16 protein-coding genes are annotated in these 16,576 nt (G+C 34.1%); 12 read left to right on the forward strand and 4 right to left on the reverse strand.

All coding sequences use genetic code 11. The features are described 5' to 3' along the window. Positions 1 to 15: 15 nt before the first annotated feature. Positions 16 to 1,524, reverse strand: a complete 1,509-nt coding sequence (locus IRZ83_RS01410) for a DEAD/DEAH box helicase (protein ID WP_194566304.1) — start codon at positions 1,522 to 1,524, stop codon at positions 16 to 18. Between the two features lie 273 nt (positions 1,525 to 1,797). Here IRZ83_RS01410 and IRZ83_RS01415 point away from each other — a divergent pair, with 273 nt between their 5' ends. Next, on the forward strand, positions 1,798 to 2,379 hold the full coding sequence (locus IRZ83_RS01415) for a TetR/AcrR family transcriptional regulator (RefSeq protein WP_194566305.1): 582 nt from the start codon (positions 1,798 to 1,800) through the stop codon (positions 2,377 to 2,379). 53 nt (positions 2,380 to 2,432) lie between these two features. Next, positions 2,433 to 2,912 carry an acyl-CoA thioesterase gene (locus IRZ83_RS01420; RefSeq protein ID WP_194566306.1) on the forward strand — a complete coding sequence of 160 codons (480 nt, stop codon included), beginning with the start codon at positions 2,433 to 2,435 and terminating at the stop codon, positions 2,910 to 2,912. 295 nt (positions 2,913 to 3,207) lie between these two features. On the opposite strand, the gene IRZ83_RS01425 is transcribed toward IRZ83_RS01420, so the two are convergent. Continuing rightward, positions 3,208 to 4,188: a YheT family hydrolase gene (locus IRZ83_RS01425; protein ID WP_194566307.1), complete on the reverse strand. Its 981-nt coding sequence runs from the start codon at positions 4,186 to 4,188 to the stop codon at positions 3,208 to 3,210. Positions 4,189 to 4,348: 160 nt separating this feature from the next. Continuing rightward, positions 4,349 to 5,710: an MFS transporter gene (locus tag IRZ83_RS01430; protein ID WP_317174537.1), complete on the reverse strand. Its 1,362-nt coding sequence runs from the start codon at positions 5,708 to 5,710 to the stop codon at positions 4,349 to 4,351. A 337-nt stretch (positions 5,711 to 6,047) separates the two neighbouring features. Between IRZ83_RS01430 and IRZ83_RS01435 the strand changes: the two genes are divergently transcribed. From IRZ83_RS01435 to IRZ83_RS01480, 10 genes are all read left to right on the forward strand, one after another. After that, positions 6,048 to 6,788, forward strand: a complete 741-nt coding sequence (locus IRZ83_RS01435; protein ID WP_194600948.1) for a transporter — start codon at positions 6,048 to 6,050, stop codon at positions 6,786 to 6,788. An 11-nt stretch (positions 6,789 to 6,799) separates the two neighbouring features. Then, on the forward strand, positions 6,800 to 6,952 hold the full coding sequence (locus IRZ83_RS01440; RefSeq protein WP_194566310.1) for a hypothetical protein: 153 nt from the start codon (positions 6,800 to 6,802) through the stop codon (positions 6,950 to 6,952). Positions 6,953 to 7,101: 149 nt separating this feature from the next. Beyond that, complete coding sequence (locus IRZ83_RS01445; RefSeq protein ID WP_157494962.1) at positions 7,102 to 7,392, forward strand: hypothetical protein; 291 nt, start codon at positions 7,102 to 7,104, stop codon at positions 7,390 to 7,392. 105 nt (positions 7,393 to 7,497) lie between these two features. Then, positions 7,498 to 7,986, forward strand: coding sequence for a hypothetical protein (locus IRZ83_RS01450; protein WP_194566312.1), 489 nt, complete (start codon positions 7,498 to 7,500; stop codon positions 7,984 to 7,986). A 154-nt stretch (positions 7,987 to 8,140) separates the two neighbouring features. After that, on the forward strand, positions 8,141 to 9,724 hold the full coding sequence (locus IRZ83_RS01455) for an FAD-dependent oxidoreductase (RefSeq protein ID WP_194566314.1): 1,584 nt from the start codon (positions 8,141 to 8,143) through the stop codon (positions 9,722 to 9,724). A gap of 52 nt (positions 9,725 to 9,776) precedes the next feature. Next, positions 9,777 to 10,259, forward strand: coding sequence for an STAS/SEC14 domain-containing protein (locus IRZ83_RS01460; RefSeq protein ID WP_194566316.1), 483 nt, complete (start codon positions 9,777 to 9,779; stop codon positions 10,257 to 10,259). 285 nt (positions 10,260 to 10,544) lie between these two features. Next, the gene (locus tag IRZ83_RS01465; RefSeq protein ID WP_194566318.1) at positions 10,545 to 10,919 is read left to right on the forward strand and encodes a DUF421 domain-containing protein; all 375 of its coding nucleotides are present in this window, start codon (positions 10,545 to 10,547) and stop codon (positions 10,917 to 10,919) included. A gap of 333 nt (positions 10,920 to 11,252) precedes the next feature. Continuing rightward, positions 11,253 to 13,211, forward strand: coding sequence for a PAS domain-containing sensor histidine kinase (locus IRZ83_RS19460; protein ID WP_228520643.1), 1,959 nt, complete (start codon positions 11,253 to 11,255; stop codon positions 13,209 to 13,211). Positions 13,212 to 13,220: 9 nt separating this feature from the next. Continuing rightward, the gene (locus IRZ83_RS01475; RefSeq protein WP_194566320.1) at positions 13,221 to 13,661 is read left to right on the forward strand and encodes a response regulator; all 441 of its coding nucleotides are present in this window, start codon (positions 13,221 to 13,223) and stop codon (positions 13,659 to 13,661) included. A 40-nt stretch (positions 13,662 to 13,701) separates the two neighbouring features. Beyond that, positions 13,702 to 14,982, forward strand: a complete 1,281-nt coding sequence (locus IRZ83_RS01480; RefSeq protein ID WP_194566322.1) for a hybrid sensor histidine kinase/response regulator — start codon at positions 13,702 to 13,704, stop codon at positions 14,980 to 14,982. Between the two features lie 167 nt (positions 14,983 to 15,149). Here IRZ83_RS01480 and IRZ83_RS01485 read toward each other — a convergent pair whose 3' ends face one another. Then, a complete protein-coding gene (locus IRZ83_RS01485) occupies positions 15,150 to 16,574 on the reverse strand; it encodes a SusD/RagB family nutrient-binding outer membrane lipoprotein (RefSeq protein WP_194566324.1) in 1,425 nt (474 codons plus the stop codon). Positions 16,575 to 16,576 lie beyond the last annotated feature (2 nt).

A 16,576-nucleotide genomic window follows, 5' to 3' on the forward strand; every position in this document is an offset into this window, starting at 1 on the left:
ATTAAACGACAATAATTATGCAGCATTCATTTTTGGGAATAATTTTGTAATAAGTACTTTAAGGCGCTGGTGATAATCCTCAATCAGCCATTGTTTGTAATTGGTGCTGGCGTTTTCCAGGCATTTCACGTACTGCTTCACTCTCCACTCAATTTCTGGTTTCAAAGCTTCAGCTAGTGATAAAGCTTCTGACAGTGTTCCCGCATTATCCAGACACATCTTTGCTTGCTGTCTTATAGACTGTTGAATAACTGTTTTAGGTTTTTTATCTGTATGATGTGCTTCTTGATACTGCTCTTCAATATCAAAAGTCATTTCAAGAGTGTTGGGAAACTTCGCACGGAGTTCTGCTGAAAATCCATGAGATTGTACAGCTGATGTTCCGCCTGCCTGATAGTGAAGCTGTTTGGCAAATACATCAGGATGTTCAAACACATGCTGCCAGTCAACAGGTTCTTCCCAATTTCCAAAACGCTGGATATTGTTGCCAAGATCTATAATTCGAAAGCTTTTTTTGGACGGAAGCCTGCGTGCTCCTCTTCCTACCATCTGATGGTAAAGCGTTATGGATGTTGTGGGGCGATTAAGAATAATATTCTCAACCGTCGGCTCATCAAATCCAGTAGTCAAAATGGAGACAGATGTGAGAACAGCATCTTTTGTCTTTTTGAACCACTTTAAGATTTCTTTTCTATCCTGATCTGAAGTCTTATTGTCCAAATGCTTAATCGAAATACCGGCTGCGGTAAAAGTTTCATACACTTTTTGCGAAGCAGTAATTCCATTATTAAATATAAGAGTCTTTGTTCCCGCCGCATGCTCTCTGTAAGCATTTAAGAGCAAATCCTGCATGACTTGCGAACTATAAAGATCATTAGAAGAGCTGACCGTGTAATCTCCATGCAGACCCGTTTTCAACGAGTTCAGTTCTACTTCATAAACATAAGATGTTGGTTTGGCCAGAAAACCTTTCTCGATAAGGCCTGCAATATTTTCTCCAGTAATTAAAGATTTGTAATGTCGATTCATCGGTTTGGTTATATCAGAGCTGAAAGGTGTAGCTGTAACGCCAATGATAAAAGCTTTTTTAAAGCTGCTCATCAATTTTCTGAACGAATTATGATGTGCTTCGTCGACAATGACAAGACCTATGTCTGCAGTTTTTATTTTTTTTGATTTAATTCTGTTTCGGAGCGTCTCCACCATAGCAACATAACAGTCGCAATCTTCTTTTATATTGCCGCTGGTACTATTTATAACACGGTTTTTGACACCGATATTTTTTAGCGTTCTGGAAGTCTGTGTGCATAATTCTATACGATGGGTAAGGATTATTACTTTTTTGCCGAAGCGCGCCATAAATTGTCTTGCGATTTCTGAAAACACAACTGTCTTCCCTCCTCCTGTAGGCAACTGATATAAGAGTTTCAGGTTCGAGGCATTTTCCATCTGGTCCAATATGTTTTTAATATCTCTCTCCTGATAAGTGTAAAATGCCTTAACAGGCTTTGTAGTAGTTTCCATTTTATCTTTTATTATGTTTATGCGAAAGTGTTGCTCTCGTTACTATTACTAAAATTAATATATAAGGCATAAGCATGTTTACAAAATTGCACGGCTTTATTATATTATTCTGACGTGCAAATAGGAAGCAATTTCAAAAAATGCAAAAATTCTGAAAGAGATATGATCATTTCTCATTTGAAACTATTATAAGCTGCAATTAAAAAATATTATTTTTATCAAATACCGATCGGTATTTATAGTATATTTGTTCCTGAATTTATATTAATACCAATGAATACTACCGAATTTATACTAGAAAGAGTAGCTCCTATTTTTAACAAACAAGGTTATGTAGGTACTAGTTTAACTGATATATCAAATGTCACTGGCCTTACAAAAGGTGCTATTTACTGTAATTTTTCTAATAAAGAAGATTTGGCTTTAAAGTCATTTCAATACAACATAAATGCAGCCATAACTCCATTATTCGAACTAGTTGCTGCTACGAAAGGAAGCTTAAATAAATTGCATGCTATAACAACTTATCAGCGTAGTTACTATGACTTAGTTAAAGACAGAGGCGGATGTCCCATGTTACGTGCAGGAGTTGATACAAAATTTATCAATCCGATGTTGTTTAAAAGTGCTCAAAAATTATCTCAAAAATTCACTACTGGTTTAACTAATATTATTAACGATGGTATTGTCAATAATGAAATTAATGAAAATACAGATTCGGCTCAGTATGCAAAAATAATTTTATCCCTAATTGAAGGAAGTTCACTTCTCGCCTTTACCCATAATGATCAAACATATATCAGCACAGCAATGGACTTTATAAATACTTCTATTATCGAAAGCATCAAAAAATAAAAAATTTTAACTCTTCAAATACCGATCGGTATTTGATGTAATACTATAGAAAAATGGAAAAAGTTTTAAAAACAAAAAGAAAAATCAGATTTCAGGATTGTGATCCTTTCAACCACTTAAACAACTCAAAGTATTTAGAATACTTTATTAATGTTCGCGAGGATCAAATTGAAGAACATTATGGCCTTGATATATTCAAATATTTAAAAACAACAGGATTAAGCTGGGTAGTTGCGTCAAATCAAATTAGTTATGTGAAACCTGCTTTTACGGTCGAAACTGTATTAATTGAATCTCAATTGATACAATTTACCAACAATATGCTGCTGGTCGAAATGAAAATGTGGAATGAAAATGAAACCGAACTAAAAGCAATTTTATGGATAAAGTTTATTCACTATAATGTTCAAACAAAAAAAGCGGCAAATCATTCTGATGATTTGATGAAACTATTTCAATCGGTTGTAATACCGGTAGATGAGACTATTTTTGAAAAGAGATATATAGAAATTATTCAAAAATCTTATATTTAACTTAAAGCTCTGCCTTATTTAAATTGGGCTAAACTAAATTCCTATTTCTTAAGAAATGGGAATTTTTTATGCTTTATTTCTGCAGAAATTATTCTTCAAGAAAGGCGTAATCATAATTATCCACAAATCTTTTTCAATGCAAATCAAATAACATACTAAATCCTACTTACTTGTGTAGAGGATTTTTTTCAATAAAAAGGTTGTGACAATTTAAAAAAAATAAAAGGCATAGGAATGTAGGCAGAAAAGTTCTTGAAAGTAAATCAATTTCGCTTTCAGAATTAGTTTTACATTATTAAGAATTAAGAATAGCTGCAGGCTTGCAGGATTTAAAAAACTCATAAGCTCTTTTCTCTGCATAAGAATGCGTTGAATCACGAAGTGGAAAAGCGCAATGTCCTCCATACTTTGGGGTTTCGAGATACACATATGCGCTGTCTTGAGCTATTGCTTTAGGATAGCATCTTTCGCCCAAAAAAGGATCATCTAAAGAGTTAATAATTAAAACTGGAGTCGTAATATTTTTAAGGGAAAATTCTGGAGAAACACGCTGATAATAATCGTCTTTGCTTGCAAAGCCATGCAGTGGTGCGGTAAAATATTGATCAACTTCATCAAAAGAAGTGATTTTATCAATTTGATCGCGGTTTATAAAATCAGGAAACTGCGCTGCTTTATGATTCAGCTTCTTTTTAATATCAATTGTAAAATTCTTTAAATACACTCTGTTGAAACCTTGTTTAAGTACCGCTGCACTTGTTGCAATATGAGTTGGTACAGAAATACATACGCCGGCTTTTATGCGCTCATCAATTTTTGTCCAGCCAAAATAATTCAGCAGCTGAACACCGCCCATTGAATATCCAATCAAATAAACCTCTTCAAATCCTTTTTGTAAAACAAACTTGACTACTTCATCAAGATCATCAACTGCTCCGTGATGATAAAGTCTTGGCAGGCGGTTCATTTCTCCTCCACAAGTACGATTGTTCCATGCGAAAACCGAAAAATCTTTTTCCTGAAAATAAACCGCACAGCTATTATTGTAGGTTCTTCGGGAATCTCCTTCTAAACCATGACAAAGTATAACTGCTTTTTTAGGATCATTTAAAATAAAATCGATATTGATAAAATCTCCATCATTTAGCTCATGTTTCTCTCTTGTATATCCTGGAGCATCAAACCTTTTAAACAAAGCCGCATAAATAGTAGAGACATGCCTGTTGCGATGAATAAAAGAAGGAAAATTATATTCTGATTGTTCAATTACTGGCATAATACGAAATTCTTTAGTGGATTATACAAATCTAAGAAATCAATCAATATGTAATCAAAAACTGTCTTTTTATTTTACTTTAAAAATAGCCTTGATCAGAGAACAAATATGATGTTTTTTAATCAATACTGATCAGAAAATGTTAATTCATTATTAATAATTACTCGGTATACTCTTCGCCATCCGTTTTGCTGAGTCTAGAGAATGTAATACTGGATAAAATAGTAAAAACGGCAAGCGTTATAAAAGTATACTGAAAAGCACGCGCGGTATTCATTTCAAAAATACCGGTTTGAAACAAAGAAAGTACCAAACTTGCTACCGATACCCCAAAACTTACAGACAACTGCTGCATAATAACCAGCATGGTATTGCCTCCGCTGGCAGTGTCCTGATCAAGATCGGCGAGCGTTATGGTGTTCATTGCAGACATTTGTATAGAGGTAAAAATTCCGTAGAAAACCATCAATATAATATAGTAAACAAGCGGTGTATCTTTTTGTACAAATCCAAGTATTATCAATATGATACCCAGCATTATAGTATTGCTTATCAATACATTTCTATAACCCATAAATTTAATAATACGAACCATAAAGGGTTTAATTGCAACATTAGACAAAGCAGACGGCAAAAGCAAAAGACCTGATACCGATGCTGAGTAACCAAAACTCGTTTGAAGCATAAGAGGCAACAGCAACGGCAGTCCCCCAATGCCAAGTCTGGTAATCAAACTTCCGGTTAATCCTATTTTTAGTGTTCTTATATTTAGAAGACGCAGATCAATAATTGGTTTTTCTGTTCTTTTATAATGAATAAAATAAAACACTGACAGCAGTCCAGCAAGAAACAACAATCCCATAATAAGCATAATGTGCATTCGTCCTCTCCCTACAAGTTCTAAAACCATAGTAATTACGATCAAGGCAAGACTAAAATAAACAAGTCCCCTGAAATCAAATCTGCCAACAGCATGCTTAAAGTTTGGCATGATTCGGTAAGCCATTGAAATTCCAATTAGTCCAATTGGAACATTTACTAAAAAAATCCAATGCCAAGAAAAATTATCAGAAAGAAATCCGCCAAGACTTGGCCCTATCACCATACCCAGAAGACCAAATACGGTTATAAAATTCATGGTTTTTAGGAGTTCCTTTTTGGGATACTGATATAAAATAGCAAGTCTTGCTACAGGAACCATCATTGATGCGCCGATAGCCTGTACAACTCGTGCAAGATTAAAAGTTGTTAGATCAACAGAAAGTGCACAAAGCAACGAACCGGTTACAAATAACCCTACAGCAATCATAAACATGGTTCTGGTTCCAAATTTATCAGCCAGCCATCCTGATAAAGGGATAAACATAGCCAGCGTTAGCGTATAGGTAACAATAACAGAATGCATCTGTGTGGGAGAATATGCCATATCGCGTGCTATCGAAGGCAATGATGTATTTAAAATAGTACCATCAAGGGACTGAATAAACATTGCCACAGCAGTAACCCATGGCAGAAGATGCACAGCATTCTTCTCTTTTTGCTCTGTTTTATTTGTCATATTGTAATTAGTAGCCGAATTTTAATTTAACCCGGCTATGTTGCCGTTATCAAAGTTTTAATAATTCAAATATAGGAATACTGATAGTTTTGGTCTTTTATTTAAATCCGAAAATTTTATAGAATTTTCTTTTAAAATGCAATTGAATTATATAACGTAATAACTGTAACATATAATTTATTAGCAGTATGTCACTTGTAATTTTATTCTGCTAAAAATTCAGGAGTAAACAGTTATTAAAATAATAAAGCTGTTTCCGACTTATAATAGAATAGACAACAAGGATTTAAAATTAGTGAGAATGAAAAAAATTACAAAATTACTGACCTTCATTTTGTTTTGTTTTGCCTTTACGGCTAAAGCACAACAAATACAAACAGACAGGCCTAATGAAACAGAGAGTCCAACAGCCATAAAAGTTCATCATTTACAAATAGAAAGCGGTTTTTCTTATGAAAAGCAAGATGATGAAAAAACTTTTGAAATTCCACAGGCAGTGTTTCGTTACGGACTTTTTAAAAATGCTGAAATAAGAATTGAAACTGCTTTTAAAATAAATGAAGAACAACAGGATAAGCACGAAGGAATTGATCCTGTAGTAATCGGTGCGAAATATCATCTTATTGATCATAAAGGTCTTATGCCAGATCTTGCCTTACTGTCGCGCGTTAGTATTCCGTGGATGGCTGATAATGCTTTTCAAGAACCGAAATACAGTCCAGAAATTCGGATGCTGGCACAACATGAGCTTTCAAAATCCTCACATGTAGGTTATAATATGGGAATAAAATGGTTAGCAGAAACTGCTCACCCAGAATATATTTATACACTATCTGCCGATCATGCGCTTACTAAAAAAATCAAATTAGTAGCAGAAGCTTATGGTTTCACTGAATCACATCATCATGCTCAAAACAGTGCTGATATTGCTCTCTTATATGTTCTTAAGAAAAATATGCAATTGGATATCATGTGCGGATCTGGAATTATGCATTCTCCAAAAGAGAAATATGTGGAGATAGGACTTTCTTATGTATTATAAATAAAGAAAATATGACAAATCTAAATCATAAAAATACTGGAGCGAGTTCGCGAACTTCCGACAAAAAACCGGCAATTAAACCGGCGTCGTCACGCACGAACGAAAAATTTAGCAGTGAAATAAAAAAATCAGTATTGCCTGGAAATATTTCTGAGCATTATTAATATAAATTTACTAATCGAACATTAAAAATGAAAATTTGACAATGCTTCGCGAAAATTATATAAAATCACTTGTCTCTTAAAATGTACCTTTAAAATAGTCTAATTGAAGATTAGGCAATTACTATGTTATTAATTTAAAACTCATTTATATGGAATTCGAAAATTACTTTTATTCGTCTGAAGAAACTGCAAATGATATGACATCTTATGAAGAACAGCTGCTGCTAAATTATGATGATTATCTTGAAGGCAGTTTTGCCGCTGCACTAAAAGCCAGCAACCACTACAACTTAGAACTTGGAGAGTTAGAAGATAATCTTGAAGATGATTTTGATTCTGAATATGACGAAAATGACTGGGAAGAAGAAGATTCAGATGACTCTGCAGGAGAATATGATAAAAATGAGGAAGAGCCTGGAACTTTTTTGATGAAAAATTGAAATTTTAATTTTTCTAAATAAAATCCTCAATCCTTAATAATTGAGGATTTTTAACATGCGCCAACAAACCATCTCAAAACTCAAATGCTTCCTAAAAATACTATTATGAAAAACCTTTCAATGCTTTTACTATCCATTTTCTTTTTTTCATGCCAGCAAAAAGAAAGTAAGAATCCTTCTGTTGAAATCTCAGATTCAATTGTTACAAATAAAAATAAGCAAGAAATTAAATATGAAAGTAAAAAGGAAAACAAACAAATAGGCGATACTATAGTCATGAATTTTAAGAATGAAGAAGGTTTGTTAGTAGCTGAAGGCTCTTTAGATTCTATTCATCCGAGAGTATACATCAAATTTAAAGATGAAGATTTGGGAGAATTAAAGGGACTGATTATTCCAACTACCGGAAAAGGAAACATCCGTTTCAATCAAATTATTTTTCCAGACCAAACGTCAGACGGACCCTTTGGAATGGATCTGACAATACCCCTTAAACAAAAAGGAAATTATATTTTAGTAATTGGACATTCTCAAATGGCTGATAATCCGTTTTATGGTAAATTCAAAGTACAGCTTGAGAATAAAAAAGGATAAGCTCGAAATTAAATGAACGATTCACTTCGTGTACTTTTCATTCAATTGGAGACAAAGCAACTGGCAATCCTATAAATTCTGATGTTAAAACTATAATAAACAGCACTTTACATTTTATAGCTTTGATGATTATTAAATTAATTATCAAACTAATATGGATTCATCTAGAGATAAAATTAAAAGTTCCAGTATTACTTCCGGCGATACAGTATCGTTTTGGATTGACACTACTTCTATAATTTCATATAATAAACCAGATCAGGACGTCAACACCGAAGTACTTATCATAGGTGGCGGTATTGCAGGCTTAACAACTGCTTATAAATTATTGCAGGCGGGAAAAAAAGTAGTTCTCGTAGAAGATGGTTTTATTGGAAGCGGTGAAACCGGCCGTACTACAGCACATCTAACTTGTGCACTTGATGACCGGTATTACTTTCTTGAAGAGACCTTTGGGGCAGATGCCACAAAACTTGCTGCTGAAAGCCACAAGGCCGCAATAGACGAGATTGAACAAATCATTACTACACTAAATATAGACTGCTCTTTTAAAAGGGTTAACGGCTACTTATTCCTTGATCCAACAGATAAAGAAGAAAATCTAGATAAAGAATTTCAGGCTACACAAAAAGCAGGAATTGCTACTTCAATATTACAGGGAACTCCAGCTGTTGCCAATGGCGAAAATCAAAGATGTTTGGTATTTAATGATCAGGCTCAGTTTCATATTCTTCATTATTTAAAAGGGCTTGCAGAAGCTGTAATTGCTCTTGGTGGCATTATTTACACAGAAGCTAATGCAAGAGAAATTACCAAAAAAGGAGCAGAAGTAAATGGTTTTACTTTTTCTGCAGACCAAATTGTGGTTGCTACTAACAGTCCGATTAATGATACTCTAACAATGCATACCAAACAACATGCTTATAGAACGTATGTAATTGGAGGCAAAATTCCAAAAGGACAACTGCCCTACTCATTATGGTGGGATACAGGCAATCAGGAATCAAAATGGGTTTCGCAGCCGTATCATTATGTGCGCCTCGAAGAATACGATGAACATTATGATATATTGATTTCTGGAGGAGAAGATCATAAAACCGGTCAGGAAGATGAGGAAAATATTTCTCAAATGGAACGCTATGACAGGCTCGAAGCATGGACGCGTAATTATTTCCCAATGTTAGAAGATGATCTTACCTACAGATGGTCAGGACAAGTAATGGAACCTGTAGATTCTCTTGGTTTTATGGGCAAAAATCCCGGAGATGACAACATTTATATTATTACAGGAGATTCAGGAAACGGTATGACACATGCTACTATTGGAGCCATGATCATCAGCGACAGCATAAATGGCAGTAAAAATAAATGGGAAGATTTATACAGTCCTTCGAGAATTACTTTAAAAACGACTGGAGATTTTATTAAGGAAGCCGGAAACATGGCATCGCAATATCTCGACTGGATAAAAGGATCTGACTTAAAAAATACAGCAGACTTGCCGGCAGGAGAAGGTGGTATAATTTCTTCGGGATTAAAGAAAATTGCTGTTTATCGTGATTATAACAATACTTTGAAAGCATTTTCAGCAGTATGCCCGCATTTAGGCTGCATCGTTCAGTGGAACAGTGATGAAAAGTCATTTGACTGCCCATGTCACGGTTCACGATTTGATACAGAAGGCACAGTAATAAACGGACCATCTCAAGACGATTTGCCAAAAATTCATATCAAATAAAATCTCTATGAATTTAAAAGCCTTCAAATAATATCGATATAATAATTACAAGATGATACAACAAATAAGTGCACCAGAAAATACAGTAGCTTTTAGAGCTATTGGAGAAGTAACAGCAGAGGATTATAAAATGGTTATTGCACCTGCAGTAACTGCATTAGCAGAGCAAATTAACGAAATCAATTTTTTGTTTCTGATTGATACTGAACTCGAAAATTTCAAAGCTTCAGCTTGGCTTGAAGATGCTTTAATTGGGCTTAGAAATCTTGGGAAATGGAATCGCGCCGCAATTGTAACCGATTCTGAAAAAGCGATTACTTTCACTAATGGATTCAGTTATATCGTTCCCGGAGAATTTCGCGGTTATAAAAAAGAAAAATTTCAAGAAGCCTTAAACTGGGTTCATGGAAGTGAAATACTCAATAACGATGCAAAGCAAAATGAACCTTATATTGATCCCGATGATTTAGGAGAAGAAGATCTTTCTAATGGCTATTCAGACTCAGATGATATAGATTATAATTACAAAGAATAATTAATGATAAGTCCTAGATACAAGGACTGAAGATTTTTACAAGACAATATTATGTTTTTCATTTTTTTATAAATCTTACAAATTGATTGACAAACCGTTTAATAAAATAATATGGAAGAGCTTTTTTTTAAAGATTGGAAAAGTATAGAGCACGTTATCCTTGCAACCTTTATAGCATTTATAACATTATTTTTTTTCGTAAGGATTTCAGGTAAACGCACTCTGGCGAAACTTAATGCATTCGACTTTGTGGTAACTGTGGCATTAGGATCAACATTATCGTATATGATGCTGGCCATTGTTCCCATAATTGAAGGTGCTATTGTTTTATTTCTCATTATTCTATTGCAATATATTTTTGCATGGACAGCGCGTCTTTCAAGAAAAATGGAAAGACTTATAAATGCTGTTCCGAGTCTTATATTTTATGATGGAGAATTTATAGAAAAAACTATGTCAAGAGAAGCTATAACTAAAGGCGAAATATTTTCAACAATCAGAAACTCCGGAATAGACCAAATTGACGACGTAAAAGCTGTTGTAATGGAATTAAATGGACAAATTACAGTAGTAAGAAAATCAAAAGGTAACGGAACCAGTTCATTAGATGATATTAAACCTTTAGAAAAAAGATTAAATACAACTCTTAAGAAAATTTAAAGACTGAAAGCCCTGCTCCTTTTTCATTCAATTTTTTCATTAAATTAAAAATTTATTTGTCTTATTGAATATTTTAATTCATTTCAATTCACTGCTGAATAACCAATATTTTTTTTTAAATTATACTGATAACCGCTCTTTTAATATGGAAACAAGTAATTTATTCAGTATTATTCATTACATTCGCGCACTACCACACATACAAGCTAAGTATATTATATGTTAAGGTAAACATTACATCATTATTGAATTTCAATGTTACATAACTAATAAAATATAGGTGCTTTTCCAGCAAATTACCGCCGTTATTTTCTAAATACCATTTCGCTTTATATGAGCAAAGAAGAAAAAAAAGACGGAAAAGAGCTGTATACTACAACCAAAGCAAAACCGTTTAATTCCGAAAAAGAATACCAATACGTCGAGGAGCTAAACATAGCTAAAAAAGAACTTCTTTTTCAAGATGGTGAAAAACAGAAAAGAGCAGCGGAATTAATCATTGCCAATATAGAACTCGTTTATCAAAAAGATGAAAAAGAAAAAAGAGCAGATGAACTTCTTATAGCAAATAAAGAGCTTATTTATCAAAATGCTGAAAAGGAAAATCGAGCCGACGAACTTATCATCGCCAACAAAGAACTTATTTATCAGAATACTGAAAAGGAAAATCGCGCATCAGAATTAATTATTGCCAATAAAGAGCTTGCTTTTCAAAATAAAGAAAAGCAAAAGCGAGCTGATGAACTGATTATTGCTAATGAAGAACTCTTGTACCAAAACACTGAGAAAGAAAATCGCGCATTAGAATTAATTATCGCTAATAAAGAGCTTGCTTTTCAAAATGAGGAAAAACAAAAACGTGCTGATGAATTGCATCTTATAAACGAACAGCTGAGAGCCAAAGAACAGCAATTAAACAATCATATTAATGCAATAGCGGTCTCAAATGCTTCTATCGAGTTTGATCTTGAGGGCAATATCTTAAACGCTAATCAAAACTTTCTTGAGATTATGGGATACACTTTCGATGATCTGGAAGGAAAACACCATAGCCTTTTTATAGATAAAGTTTATGCTAAATCTTCAGCTTATAAACAATTTTGGAATAATTTAAAGAAAGGGATTTACCAAAAAGATGAATTCAAACGAATTGGAAAACAAGGACAAATGATTTGGCTTCTTGGTAGTTACAATCCGATTTTGGATATTTCTGGAAAACCGTACAAGATATTAAAACTTGCTACTGATGTAACGTTAGCAAAAATACAGTTCCTTCAGTTAGCATCGCAAGCAGGAGAAAAAGAAAAGCGTGCTGCTGAACTCATCATAGCTAACAAAGAACTGGCTTTTCAGAATATAGAAAAAGAAAAACGCGCCGCAGAACTTATTATCGCTCATAAAGAGCTAGCAATAGAAAGCATAGAAAAAGAAAAGCGTGCCGCTGAACTTATTATAGCAAATAAAAAATTAGCCCTAGAGACTATTCAAAAAGAGAAAAGAAAAGCAGAGAAAGAAAAAAGTGCCGCAGAGCTTATTGTAACAAACCGAGAATTGGCTTATCAAGAAAAAAGAGGAAAAGAACTCTTTTTGGCTAACAGCGAACTCAAAAAAGCTCAGGAAGAGTTAGAAGGCTTCTCCTACTCTGTCTCTCATGATTTAAGAGCACCTATTCGTGCTATTAATGGTTATACGCAAATTTTAGTAGAAGATCACGCCGCAGCTATTGATGAAGATGGTCAAATGGTACTGAAAGCCATTATACACAACTCCAGAAAGATGGGACTTTTAATTGATGACCTTCTTGCTTTTAGCAAGTTAGGCCGTAAACAAGTAAGTACCGAGTCTATAAATATGAGATCTTTATTAAATGGAATCATTAGTGATATTGTGTTTGACAATGGTGATAAAATTCCAATATTTGAAATAGAATCGATTGAACCTGCTACCGGAGATCCTGCTTTAATCAAACAAGTATGGATTAATCTTATTTCTAATGCTATTAAATACTCTAAATATAAACCTGAAATCCGCATTAAAATTAGCTCATTTGCCAAAGAAGACAAGATTGTCTACTGCGTACAAGACTTTGGTGCCGGATTCGACATGGAATATTACGATAAACTGTTTGGTGTTTTTCAGCGTCTGCATTCACAGGAAGAATTTGACGGCACAGGAATTGGCCTTGCTATAGTACAAAAAATAATAAACCGTCATCACGGGACAGTATGGGCAGAATCAGAATTAGATCATGGATCGACATTTTATTTTAGCCTTCCAAATATTAATCTTTAAATATAAAAAATGAATTACGACGACGTTGAAATATTATTTGCCGAAGATAGTCTGGACGATGCTATGCTGACAATACGAGCATTATCAAAAAGCGGTTTTACAAACAAACTGCTTCATGTAAAAGACGGCGCAGAAGCACTTGACTTTATTTACTGCCGTGGCATATATGCAGATAGAAATCCTAAAGCATATCCAAAATTATTTCTTTTAGATCTTAAGATGCCAAAGGTTTCAGGTATGCAGGTGCTCGAAAAAATTAAAAGTGATCCTGAGTTTAAATCAATTCCGGCAGTAATATTAACTTCTTCACAAGAAGATCCGGACATTGCTAAATGTTATGATCTGGGTGCTAACAGCTACATTGTAAAACCGGTTGACAGTAATAACTTTTTCAATGCTATAAAAGAAATGGGCATGTACTGGATGATCCTGAGCCAGCCTTCACTCTAAAATTACAGTGGCTGCTTCTCACCTTATACTGTCTAATAAAATGAAGAAACAAATTAAGATATTGATTCTTGAGGATAACAGCTCAGATGCAGATTTGATTCTGCGACAGCTCCACAAATCAGGAATGAACTTTTTATCGAAAACTGTCGAAACACGAAAAATGTTTGAAGAGGCATTGGAAAATTTCTCTCCGGACATTATTTTGTCTGACTATTCTTTACCAACATTTGATGCTGTATCAGCTTTTGGTCTGCTTAAAAACAGAAAACTTAATATCCCATTTATTATAATTTCAGGAACTATTGGCGAAGAAAATGCTGTAGAGCTTTTAAAAGATGGAGTAACTGATTTTGCTTCTAAAAACAACCTAAGGTCCTTACCGCAAAAAGTAATTAGGGGACTCAAAGAAGCTGAAGAAAGTCTTGAAAAAAAAGAAATTTTAGAAAAATTAAAAATACAGACTGCTGCACTAGTTATTGCAAATGAAGAACTTCGATTTCAAAATAATGAAAAAGAAAAACGAGCTATAGAATTACTAAATGCGAACAAAGAACTACTGGCATTTAATTTTATCTCAAGCCATGATCTTCAGGAACCGTTGCGTAAAATCCAAACTTTTATTTCAGTAATTATGTCGAATGAGGCAAAAAACATGAGTGAAGCTGGTAAGAACAATATGGAACGCATACAAATAGCTGCAACCAGAATGAGACAGCTAATAGATGATTTATTGGCTTTTTCACGTGTAAGCAGTACGGGCCGCAGTTACGAAATGAATGATTTAAAAGGCATAATTGAAGATGTTCAATCAGATTTGAAGGACACAATTAAACAAAAAAATGCCACTATAGATATAATCGCACTCGTGCCGGTTAATGTAGTTACATTTCAGTTTAGACAACTTATTTATAACTTAATAAGTAACGCGCTTAAATTCTCTCATCCTGATTTACCTCCGCGTATTAGCATAGAAACCAGTATTTTAGAATCTACACATTCTAAACTGAACGAACTAAATTCTAAAGTATTAAACTGTGATTATTGGAATCTAAGTTTTCAAGACAACGGAATTGGTTTTGAAACTGAATTTAATGAACTGATATTTGTAATGTTTCAAAGGCTTCATCATCGTCATGAATATGCCGGTACTGGAATTGGGCTTGCCATTGTAAAGAAAATTGTGGACAACCACAATGGAATTATCACTGCAAATGGCATCTTAAACAAAGGAACTACTTTTGAAATTTTTATTCCTATACAGGAAAAATTAACTCCTAAAGCTGTAAAAATTAGGAGAACTATTCTGCCAATGCTAGTTTAATATAAGTATACATATGCTTTTATTTCAAGTTTTATTTTTTAAGGATTAACTACTTTAGTTGAATAGAGGAAAAATTCAGGTGAAAATCATAAAAAAAGCTAAATCGAAAGATTTAGCTTTTTGTTTTTTATCTCTAATAGCAGTTTAGATATGTTTTGAAATCGATCTTACTTTGCATCAAACCATAGTTTTGTAGTAAGCAAATCTTTTCCTTGAGCGGCTACTGCAGCTTGGTAGCTCACTCCGTTCAATGATTGCTCAGTTCCTGGATAAAAGAAACGCAAAGGCAGTTGTCCGTCTAAAACTGTAGCTGGACCGGCTTTTAACACCGGATAATCGAGTCTTCTCCACTCTACAAAAGCATCAAGACCTTGTCCGTAAAAAGCAATCCATTTTTGAGTCCCTATAGATTTCGCATAATTTGTTGCATCGTACTTCACAGTTGCTTGATTAACATAATTTGAAATTGCTGTTGCATCAGTAATACCAAATTGATTTAACGATGCTGTTATTGCATTTTTATAAAGCTGTTCTGCATCTCCTGAAATATAACCACGTGCCACAGCTTCAGAAAGATTAAATAGCGTTTCAGAATAAGAAGCAATTACTGCTGGCGATGTTGAGGTTAAAAAGTATGTACCCGGTTTTGATGTCTTAGCAAATCCTTGACTATTGGCATCACTATTTGATAATCCATTAGCACCTCCAACGTATTTTCCTACGGTTGCATCTGATGGCAATTGCGCATAAACAGGCAAACGCGGATCTGACAATGCATTTAACTGATCCACCATTGTTTTTGAAATACGAAAATCATCACGGGTTTCAAACCAGGCAGAAGCCGGATTTTGCTGAGGTGAACTAATGTAAGTAAACTTAAAAGTATCGTTATTACTGCTGATTAATCCTCCAGCATCAGTGGTTGCATCAATCGCAGCTTGCTTAGCCAAAGCAGGTTCTTTGTCTGAAATTCTCAATGCTATACGCAAACGAAGCGAATTCACAAATTTTTTCCATTTTGCAATATCTCCTTTATAAACTAAATCACCTGTTACAGCACCATTTGCCGTATTTAGCAAAGATTGAGCTTGTTTTAAATCTTCTAACAATCCAGTGTATACCTCTTTTTGTGTATTATATGCCGGAGTTACTTTTAGACCTGCTTCTTTATAAGGAATACTTCCGTAAGCATCTGTCAATAATAAAAAAGTCCATGAGCGAAGGGTCAGTGCAATTCCTTTATAATTTGAATTAGCCTGCTCTTCTGGAAAATTCAGAATCGTGTTTAGATCTGTAATCAAAGTGGCATATCCAGTATTCCACAATGATGTGAAAGATGTATTAGACACATCGTATCTGTCCGGTTCAGTATATTGGATTTTAGCCCAATGCTGTACAAATAACAAAGACGAGTTAAAATTATTATCTGATCCCCAATATAAGTCGGCTCCCTGCTTTAATGTTCCTGTTAACAGGTAAGGCGCCAGTGGTGTTTCAGTTGCATTTGGATTTTTATTAATATCATCCAAAGTATCACTGCATGAAGTCAGTGATAATGCAAATAGAGTTATATAGGCTATTTTTTTTAGCATGA

Origin of the sequence: Flavobacterium sp. JLP (genome assembly GCF_015350755.1) — a bacterium.
Taxonomy (GTDB): Bacteria; Bacteroidota; Bacteroidia; order Flavobacteriales; family Flavobacteriaceae; genus Flavobacterium.